Below are 9,982 nucleotides of genomic sequence, written 5' to 3' on the forward strand. Positions count from 1 at the left end.
ATCCATACCCCGAAAGCTATATAGACGATAAATAAAAAAAGCCCTTTCGGGCTTTTTTGTTTAAGGCAATTGCTGAATCGGACTGCCACCCAATGCTTGCAGTAACGTCACATAAGCATTGTACTGAGTCTGTTTGGCTTGAACCAAACTCAAACGTGCTTCACGAGTAGTACGTTGTGCATCGATCAAATTCTTCAGCGCAATTGCACCATTCTTATAACGCACTTGCGTGAGTTGTTCCGTTTTCTCAGCGAGTTGAACATTACGTTCTTGTAAAGCGACTTGTTTGTCTATTTCATTGCGTGCAGATAACGCATTTTCAACATCGGCAAAAGCTTTGTATAAGGTCTGACGGTATTGAATAATTGATTTTTCATAATCCAATTCGTTCACACGTAAATCACGTTTCATGTCATTCCATTGCAAGAAGGGTAGTGTAAGACCCGCACCCAATATTGCAGCAGGATTAGACAGCACATTACTCAGCGAAGTGCTCGAGCCTCCAGTAGTTATACTACCCGTTAAATTAATCGAAGGGTAATAACTTGCTTTATTCGCATCTTTATTGGCAAGTGCTTTGCGTAAACGTAACTCGGCTGCTTGCAAATCAGGACGGCGCGATAAAAGCTCAGCTGGTAAGCCCGATTGAATTTGCGGTAGGGCAGAGTGTGGTAAGCGCTGTGGCTCCGAGATATTCAACTGTTGCACAGGTTGATTGAGCAATACCGCAAGAGCAGTTCGAGTTTCAACTTTTTGCTGTTCGATCTGGCTTAACGAAGCTTTTTGACTTTGAACCGCTTGTTCAGCTGATGTTAAATCAAGACCTGATACCGCCCCAGCTCGATATTGAGTTTGCACTAATTCATAAGTTTTCTGCGTACTCGCCAAATTTTGTTGAGCCACAGATAGGCGTTCATTGAGATATCCCAATTGCCAATACAATTGTGCAGTTGTCGCAATCAGGCTTTGTGCAGTGGCTTGTAAATCCTGCTCTGTCGCAAGCGCTTCCCATCGAGATGCTTCAGTTTCATTGGCTAATTTACCGAACAAGTCTAGCTCATAGCTTAAGCCGGGATAGTTCAGTGAAATACCATTTGAAGAATCACCATCACCATCTAAACTAAAACGATGACCGACCGATGCACCTGCATTGCCAATACGCACACCTTGCTGACTTTCAGATTGCTTGGCTTGAAGGCGTGCTTGTTGCAAATTAATCCCTGCAACAGCTAAATCGGTATTTCGTGCAATCACTTGTTCAACCAATTGATTGAGTTGTGCATCACCAAATAATGTCCACCATTGATCATGAAAAGCCTGTTGGTGGATATTTTGGCTGAGTTGTTGGCTGTTTTGAAAGCCCTGTGGAATATTGACTGAAGGAGCTTGATAAGGCGTTTTCACTACAGCCGCACAGCCGACTAAAGAGCCTGTTAATGCTAAGGTCATGAACAGTTTATGAAGTTGATTACGCATAGTTATACCTTATTATTCTCTTGACAGTGCATCGACAGGATTTAAACGAGCAGCATTTCGTGCTGGGATAAAACCGAATACGATCCCGATTAAACTTGAACAAACGAATGCAGCTATTATTGATGTGGTTGAATACGCCATTTGGAACGTGCCACCAGCAAAGTGTGTAATCAGCTGACCAATTCCCAGTGATAATAACACCCCAAGGATACCGCCTAAAATACAGACCAATACGGCTTCAATCAGGAATTGTTGCAAAATATCGCTTTGTCGAGCACCCACGGCCATTCGCACACCAATTTCTTGCGTTCGTTCAGTGACAGACACCAACATAATGTTCATGACACCGATACCACCAACGACTAAAGAAATCACAGCAATCGCAGAAATGAGTAAAGTCATTGTAGCGGTAGTTTGCTGGATGGTTTCACGAATACTGTCCGCATTTTGAGTGAACACGTCTTGCGCCCCGTGGCGTTGAACGAGTAAATTCAAGATTGCATTTTCAGCAGCTGTACTTGAATATTCATCTTTTACACGAACGATGATGCTCCTCACATTCGACTGTCCAAGCATTCGACTCATGACGGTTGAGTAAGGGAGATAGACATTGAGACTATCTGAATTACCCATTGCACCTTGTTGAGCATCTACGATACCAATAATACGACTAGGTACACTGCCCAATAGAATTACTTGACCAATAGGATCCGTACCATCGCTAAAGAATGTCTTTTGGGTATTGGTATCAATCACAACATCTTGGGCTTGTTCAGTAACACTATGTTTGTCAAATGGTTGACCTGATTTAAACGTTAAACCACGCACGTAGAAAAAGTCTTCGCTGACACCATTGACCGTTGTGGATGCCTCTACATCTTTATATCTTCCTGTGACAGAACTATTGACTGAAGGACTGACTCCATCGACGTAAGGCTGTTCCGCTAATGCATCCGCATCAGCAGGGATTAAGGTCTTGGCCTGAGAAGATCTGGAGTTATCACCAAAACCACGTCCTTGGTAGACCGTAATGGTATTGGTCCCCAAACTACTAATATTTTCTAAAATTTGTTTTTGTGATCCATTTCCGAGTGCGACAACCGAAACGACAGATGCGATCCCGATAATGATTCCGAGCATAGTCAAAAAAGTACGCATTCGATGAGCATTCATGGCCAGAAGTGCCATGCGGAAAGCTTCACCTAAACGGTCTAAAGCTGAACGCCAAGACGATGTTTTCTTTTGCTCAGCACGAATCAATTCTTCACGTTCAAAGCCATCATCAATTTCAGGAACATTGGGTTCATCTGAAATAATATTACCGTCTGAAATCTCAATAATACGAGTCGCATTTTTGGCAACATTGTGATCATGAGTGACGAGAATGATGGTATGACCTTTGGCATTCAGTTCGCGTAAAATACGCATCACTTCAATACCGCTGTTTTTATCTAATGCACCCGTAGGCTCATCGGCGAGAATAACATCACCGCCATTCATCAATGCACGAGCAATCGAAACACGCTGTTGCTGACCACCCGAAAGTTGACTTGGGCGGTTTTGGGTTTTTTCACCTAGACCTAAATCGGACAAAAGCTGAACCGCACGATCATGGCGTTCAGAAGCCTCAGCGCCGGCATAGATCGCAGGGACTTCGACATTACCAGCTGCATTTAAGTCTCCAAGTAAATGGTAGCGCTGGAAGATGAATCCGAAATATTCACGGCGTAATTGAGCAAGTTCATCAGGTTCTAGCTCACGTGTTTCGCGGCCCTTAACCTTGTAGCTACCATTGGTCGGTTTATCTAAACATCCTAAGATGTTCATCAGTGTTGATTTTCCTGAGCCTGATTGACCTACAATGGCAACCAATTCTCCAGGATAAATCTCAAGATTTACCCCTTTTAGAATTTGCACAGTAGATTCACCAGCAGGGAATTCACGGGTCAGGTTTTTGACCTCGAGTAGAGGTGTTCTCGTCTGACTCATAATTACATTCTCATTGGACCAGCGCCACCACGTGCGCCACGTTTAGCTGAGTCATTTGATGAATCAGAGCCATCCGCAATTACAACTTTATCGCCTAATTTTAAACCGCGTAAAACTTGTGCTGTTGCACGGTTATTTAGACCGATAAGAACAGGGGTCGGTTTGGCTGTGCCATCTGCTTGAAGTACGCGTACCATAGCCATGGAAGCTTTACCTTGATCGACTAATTTCTTTTCCTCAGCGGTTAATTCTAAACGCTTAGGACGATCAGCTGATGAACGTTCGGCACGCCCTTCACCACGAGCTTGTTCATTACGTTCTTGTGCATTGGAACCCGCATTTGCACCACGCTGGCGAGCAGGACGATTAGAGCTTTGAACAGCAGAAGATGGAATAGTCAGTGCATTCTTTACTTCATCTAACACGATATAAACTTGAGCAGTCATATCAATACGCAATTTTCCATCTTCATTAGGAACATCGAATAGAGCGTTGTAATACACAGCTGTGCTTGATGAAGATGAATTTGAGTTGTTGGTTTCTGTATTGATTGAGTTAGGTGCAGGTTCAACTTGACGCAGTGTTGCGTAATGCTTTTTCTCGCTATTACCTAAAGTAGTGAAATAAACAGTTTGACCTTCCTCAACACGCATAACATCTGCTTCAGAAATTTCAGCCTTAACCGTCATGGTGTCAAGTTTTGCTAATTTCACGATGGTTGGCGCGCTTTGATTCGCGTTCACTGTTTGACCTTCTTCAGTCACAATTGCCACAATTGTGCCATCCATCGGAGCAACGATACGGGTATAGCCTAAATCTTCTTTGGTCGTCGCCAGTGACAATCGAGATTGCTCGATTTGAGCATTCATCGCGACGATATCGGCTTGAGCAGTTTTATAACTTGCTAATGCGGACTCATATTCGGCACGAGAAGTTGCATCTTGGGCATACATGGCTTTTTGGCGATTATATTCCGCCTCAACTTTAGTCAGATTTGCTTGTTTGACTGCCAATTGAGCCAACTGATTTTTAATGCTGGCTTCAGCTGTTTTTAGATCATTTTCCTGACGAACGGAGTCGATTTGAGCAATCAGTTGACCTTGTTTGACTTGGTCGCCCAATTGCACATACATTTTTTTCACCTGACCTGAAACCTGTGCACCAACGCTAACCATTTTGGTCGCTTCTAATACACCTGTTGCAAGGACAGAGTTTTCAATATCACCACGTGTCACTTCAGCGGTAATAAACTGAGGTTGCTCATCTTTAGGTTTAAAGAAATACCAAGCTAAAGCGATAGCTGCAATCGTAATGATCGCGATGATAATCAATTTCGTTGGTTTTATTTTTTGCATGGCGATATTGAAAAATGACGGAAATTAAGCGAATTATAATGATGAAATAAGGATAAAAAGTGTATTTTTCTTAAATAAAATCAATAATCATTTTTATAGTTATAAATAGACCTTGCTCGTTAACTAAGCAAACAAGGTTTTTCCACATAATTCAGCAATGGCTTGTTGCATGAGGTGTTCTGGATTTTCATTATTTTTGCCTTTGATGGCAGCATCGATTCTTAATAGCAATTGTGGCCATGTGAGAAATTGCTTGGGATTAAGACGTCTCAAGGCTTGTTGATAAAGACTGACTTTGGTTTTCCAGATGCCGAGTTGTAATGCATTTTGTGGTTGCTCAAAAAGTTGCATCAGTAAGCGCATTTCTTTGCTTACCGTCCATAATACTAAACTGTGTGGTTCGCCAGCTTCGACTAAATATTGGTATATTTTGATCGCTTGACTTAGGTTGCCTGAAATTAATGCATCGCTTAAGTCAAAAGTGGTATAGCGTGATTGATCTTGTAAGCATTCGAGCAAATGTTGCATTTCAAGATGCTGTACATCGGGGAACGTGTCTGCCAGACGCATTAAGCTGTTTTTAGCAGCCAATAAATTATGTTCGTGGTGGACTTCGAGCCATTGCCATGCATCTTGGCTCAGTTGAATCCCAATTTTATCAGCTTCTATGCTGAGTATACGCTGACGATCTTGCGCATAAGTTGCTGTAAGAGGAACCAAGACGCCATTGGCTTCAATCGTTTGAAAAAACGCCGACTTTAAGCTACTGCTATCTTGCTTAGGCATAATGATCAACAACAAGTTGTGTTCATTATGCTGGATATAATGCTTGAGTAACTTTAACGCATTGGCATCTGGCTTAATGTTGCCATGGACCTCTACTGCGAGATTTTGTGAAAAAAGAGAAAGGCTGTTGAGTGCATTAAATACATTTTTCCAATCAGCAACGCTTTGGATGTCATAGCGTTCTCTTTCCACGTGATTGATGATCCAACTTTGACGGAAAGCATCTAAAAGATTTTGCTCAAGTAAAGGTTCTTGACCATGTAATACCCATGCACCACGTGCTTCGTTTACACGTTTTAATGCTTGTAGATAATCTAACTTCATTCTGAGTTACGGATTTTCAGAGGCAGTAGGTTCAAAAGTTTGTTGCACAGGTAACAGTACATTTGCTTCTGCTTTTGGCAGACGGTTTGCAGCAATTTGACGAGAGATCTGTTGAGCAACATCGTCAATTAAGATTTCACTGAGATATTTATTTTGTTGATCATCTGTGTTCACGGTTGCAACATTATATTGATATGTACGTGTCGCAGTTAAAGTTCGAGGTTTTGTCACCAAGTTACCTTGACGATCTTCGATTTGGAAAGTCACAGAAAGTCTGAGTAGAACTTCAATGAGTTTGCCGTTGAGCTCATGGCGAATTGGCTTATAGTCAATGATACGCAATACATATGCATCGTTAGAGTTACTTAGTTGCACACCTGCAGCAGTGAGATAAACACTGAGTTTACGCTCTAAATCAGAAGTATTGGCAGGGAGTGCTAATTCAAGCTTTGTATAAGCCAGTGGCGTTGAAGTTGGATTGGTCCCTTTTAGATGAAATCCACAGCCGACCATAGTTGCGCTTAAGCCTAAAGTTAGAACAGCAATAGCTAAACGTTTGCTCAAATGCATTGTAGATCCTCTGTGTATTTCCTGAGACTCAGGATAAATTTTGAATATTCTGATTGTATGTGCAAAGCCCGTTGACTGGCAACGGGCTTTGTTTGGGAATTGTGAAATCCTTATATTCCCCTCTTTTTAAAAGAGGTGAGAAGCAATGCTTCGCAATGGAAATTAAATCCCTCCAAACCTCCCTTTCTTGCGCTTTGATCTAAAGCTGTGCTTTATATCTTACTCAGGGAGGCTTTAAGGTTCTTAAACCACCAAATTCACTAATTTATTCGGAACAACGATTTCTTTCTTGGTTGGACCTGTTAAGAATTGTTGTACTTCAGGCAATGCTTTTGCTTGCGCCAGAATGTCATCTTTCGATGCATCTACAGACACTTCAAGTTTGCCACGAAGCTTACCGTTCACTTGAACCACAATGGTTTGTGTATTACGTGTTAATGCAGATTCATCCACTTGAGGGAATAATGTTGCATTTAACTCGATACCAAACTGCGCCAATAACGTTTCACTTAAATGCGGTGCAAATGGAGCAAGTAAAGTTAAAAGCGTTGTAATAGATTCACGTGCAACAGCAACATCGTTGTCATCTTTCGCTTCAAACTTATTGTTTGCATTCAGAAGTTCCATCATCGCTGCAATTGCAGTGTTAAATGCATGACGACGTTCGATGTCATCACCCACTTTTTGGATGGTTTCGTGAGTCTTACGACGTAAGTCTTGAGCCGCAGTTGAAAGCGCAGCTTTATCAATCGCTGATGCAGTATTACCTTGTTCAAGGAAACCAGTTGCCAAGCGCCATACACGTTTTAAGAAACGGTTAGCACCTTCTACACCTGCATCAGACCATTCTAAAGATTGATCTGGTGGAGCAGCAAACATCATAAATACACGTGCCGTATCTGCGCCGTATTGGTCAATAATAGATTGTGGGTCGATACCGTTATTTTTCGATTTCGACATTTTTTCTTGACCGCCAACGATAACGTCTTGACCATCACCTTTGTATTTTGCAGATGTGATACGACCTTTTTCATCACGCTCAAGTTCGATGTCAGCAGGGTTGAACCATGTTTTCTTACCTGATTCAGATTCGCGGTAATAGGTATCAGCAAGTACCATACCTTGTGTTAACAAGTTGGTGAATGGTTCGTTGCCTTGCACTACACCTTCATCACGCATCAATTTGTGGAAGAAGCGTGCATAAAGTAAATGTAGAATCGCGTGTTCAACACCACCGATGTATTGGTTTACAGGTAACCATGTTTGACCTGCAGCAGGATCCACCATGCCGCCAGTAAAGTCTGGAGATGCATAACGTGCGTAGTACCAAGAAGATTCTACGAAAGTATCTAGCGTATCTGTTTCACGACGAGCATCGCCACCACAGCTTGGGCAAGATGTTTCATAGAACTCAGGCATTTTGTTCAGTGGGTTACCTGAACCATCTGGAACCACGTCAGTTGGAAGAACCACTGGAAGTTGATCTTCAGGCACTGGCACTTGACCACATGATGGACAGTTAATCATTGGAATTGGACAACCCCAATAGCGCTGACGAGATACACCCCAGTCACGTAGACGGAATTGAACTTTTACATTCGCAAGACCTTGTGGTTCTAATTTTGCTAAGAATGCATCAAATGCACCTTGGAAGTCTAAACCGTCAAATTCGCCTGAATTGACCAATTTACCTTCTTTTGAGCCGTACCATTCTTGCCATTCTGTCGCAGAGAATTCAGCATCATCAGCGCCTTTGGCATCAATGACTTGCTTAATAGTTAAGCCATACTTATTGGCAAATTCGAAGTCACGTTCATCGTGTGATGGAACCGCCATCACCGCACCTGAACCGTAAGACATCAATACATAGTTTGCGATCCAAACAGGAACTTCTTCACCTGTGACAGGGTGCTTCACAGAAAGACCTGTTGCCATGCCTTTTTTCTCAGCAGTTGCAAGGTCAGCTTCTGCCACTGAACCCATACGGCATTCTTCGATAAATGCAGCAAGTTCAGGGTTATTTTCCGCAGCTTTTAATGCCATTGGATGTTCTGCTGCAACTGCAACATAAGTCACACCCATTAAGGTATCGGCACGTGTGGTAAATACTGTTAAACCATCTGCATAAACGTCTGGGTTCGCTGAAGGGAAGGTGATTTCCATCCCTTGTGAGCGACCAATCCAGTTACGTTGCATCGTAAGGACTTGTTGTGGCCAACCGTCTTTGAGTGTGTCTAAATCGTCAAGTAATTCTTGCGCATAGTCGGTAATGCGGAAGTAGTACATTGGAATATCACGTTTTTCTACCAATGCACCTGAACGCCAACCACGACCATTTTCTACTTGTTCATTTGCAAGTACAGTTTGGTCTACAGGGTCCCAGTTCACTGTTGAAAGCTTACGATAAATTAAGCCTTTTTTATAAAGCTGAACGAATAACCATTGTTCCCAACGATAATATTCTGGTGTACACGTTGCAAATTCACGATCCCAATCAACCGCAAGACCTAATTTTTTAAGCTGATTACGCATGTAATCGATATTTTCAAAGGTCCATTTTGCCGGTGCAACTTGGTGTGCAATCGCAGCATTTTCAGCAGGTAAACCAAACGCATCCCAACCCATTGGTTGTAATACAGTTTCACCTTTGAGACGGTGGAAGCGGCTGATCACGTCACCAATCGTGTAGTTACGTACATGACCCATATGCAGTTTGCCACTTGGGTAAGGGAACATCGAGAGGATATATCGACGTGGACCTTCTACAGTGTCGGCAACTTTAAAGGCTTTGCGAGATTCCCAGTTCTGTTGAACTTGGGGCTCAATCGCACTGGCTTGGTATTCAGAGTCAATGTGAGTAGTCATATACGTAATACAAGAGAACGGTTAAAAAATTTAGCGCACAGCATAGCGCAAAAAGCACCTAAAAGTGAATTTTACAGACTGAAAATGGATGCAAAACTTAAATTAAGATCAAAAAGACAAATTCACTCATTTGAAACTTGAGTTTCGCTTAATGGAGCAGCATTTGTGTTTTGTGACTCAGTATTTGAAGCACTGTTTGTTTGCTGTTGCGTTGGTATCGTTTGAGTCTGTGAGGTTTGAGGAGCTTCGGTCTGGTTTGAATTTGCATTGACAGATGTTGTCGGTGCTTTCCAACCATATGTTTCAACTTTACCTTTCTTTTTTGCTGATTTTGGTGGTGGGGTGGTGGTGTAGTGGGTTGAGCCATTTTGATCGACCCATTTGTAATATTCTTTTGCCTGCACCATAGATGAACAAATAGAAACGAAAACGACCGTTGATGCTAAACAAGAAAGTTTTAAAGATGATGCTAGTGAATTCATGACTTCACCTATAAAGAAATATGAGGGGAGTGAGTTCTTTTACACGTTTATATCGCAGCATTTTGCTGGATACTGATGAAGATTAATTGGTTTTATTTTAATCAAAAAAATCATTTTGCGTATAAAATGTTTTAT

The 9,982-nt window shown here is 42.1% G+C and carries 7 protein-coding genes; all 7 read right to left on the bottom strand.

Features of this window, described 5'->3' with window-relative positions; translation table 11 throughout:
- Nucleotides 1-60 precede the first annotated feature (60 nt).
- The 7 genes from CL42_RS14515 to CL42_RS14545 all read right to left on the bottom strand — a co-directional run bounded on the left by CL42_RS14515 (nt 61) and on the right by CL42_RS14545 (nt 9,847).
- On the bottom strand, nt 61-1,476 hold the full coding sequence (locus CL42_RS14515) for an efflux transporter outer membrane subunit (protein ID WP_035270151.1): 1,416 nt from the start codon (nt 1,474-1,476) through the stop codon (nt 61-63).
- A 12-nt stretch (nt 1,477-1,488) separates the two neighbouring features.
- Nucleotides 1,489-3,465, bottom strand: coding sequence for a MacB family efflux pump subunit (locus CL42_RS14520; RefSeq protein ID WP_035270153.1), 1,977 nt, complete (start codon nt 3,463-3,465; stop codon nt 1,489-1,491).
- A 2-nt stretch (nt 3,466-3,467) separates the two neighbouring features.
- Entirely contained in the window at nt 3,468-4,820 is a 1,353-nt protein-coding gene (locus CL42_RS14525) for a MacA family efflux pump subunit (protein WP_035270155.1), read from the bottom strand.
- Between the two features lie 123 nt (nt 4,821-4,943).
- The gene (holA, locus tag CL42_RS14530; protein ID WP_035270157.1) at nt 4,944-5,930 is read right to left on the bottom strand and encodes a DNA polymerase III subunit delta; all 987 of its coding nucleotides are present in this window, start codon (nt 5,928-5,930) and stop codon (nt 4,944-4,946) included.
- Between the two features lie 6 nt (nt 5,931-5,936).
- Nucleotides 5,937-6,500, bottom strand: a complete 564-nt coding sequence (lptE, locus tag CL42_RS14535; RefSeq protein ID WP_035270158.1) for an LPS assembly lipoprotein LptE — start codon at nt 6,498-6,500, stop codon at nt 5,937-5,939.
- Nucleotides 6,501-6,743: 243 nt separating this feature from the next.
- On the bottom strand, nt 6,744-9,365 hold the full coding sequence (gene leuS, locus CL42_RS14540) for a leucine--tRNA ligase (RefSeq protein WP_035270159.1): 2,622 nt from the start codon (nt 9,363-9,365) through the stop codon (nt 6,744-6,746).
- Nucleotides 9,366-9,487: 122 nt separating this feature from the next.
- Nucleotides 9,488-9,847, bottom strand: coding sequence for a DUF4124 domain-containing protein (locus CL42_RS14545; protein WP_035270161.1), 360 nt, complete (start codon nt 9,845-9,847; stop codon nt 9,488-9,490).
- Between the last annotated feature and the right edge of the window lie 135 nt (nt 9,848-9,982).

The organism is Acinetobacter sp. Ver3 (assembly GCF_000632455.1).
Classification (GTDB): Bacteria; Pseudomonadota; Gammaproteobacteria; order Pseudomonadales; family Moraxellaceae; genus Acinetobacter.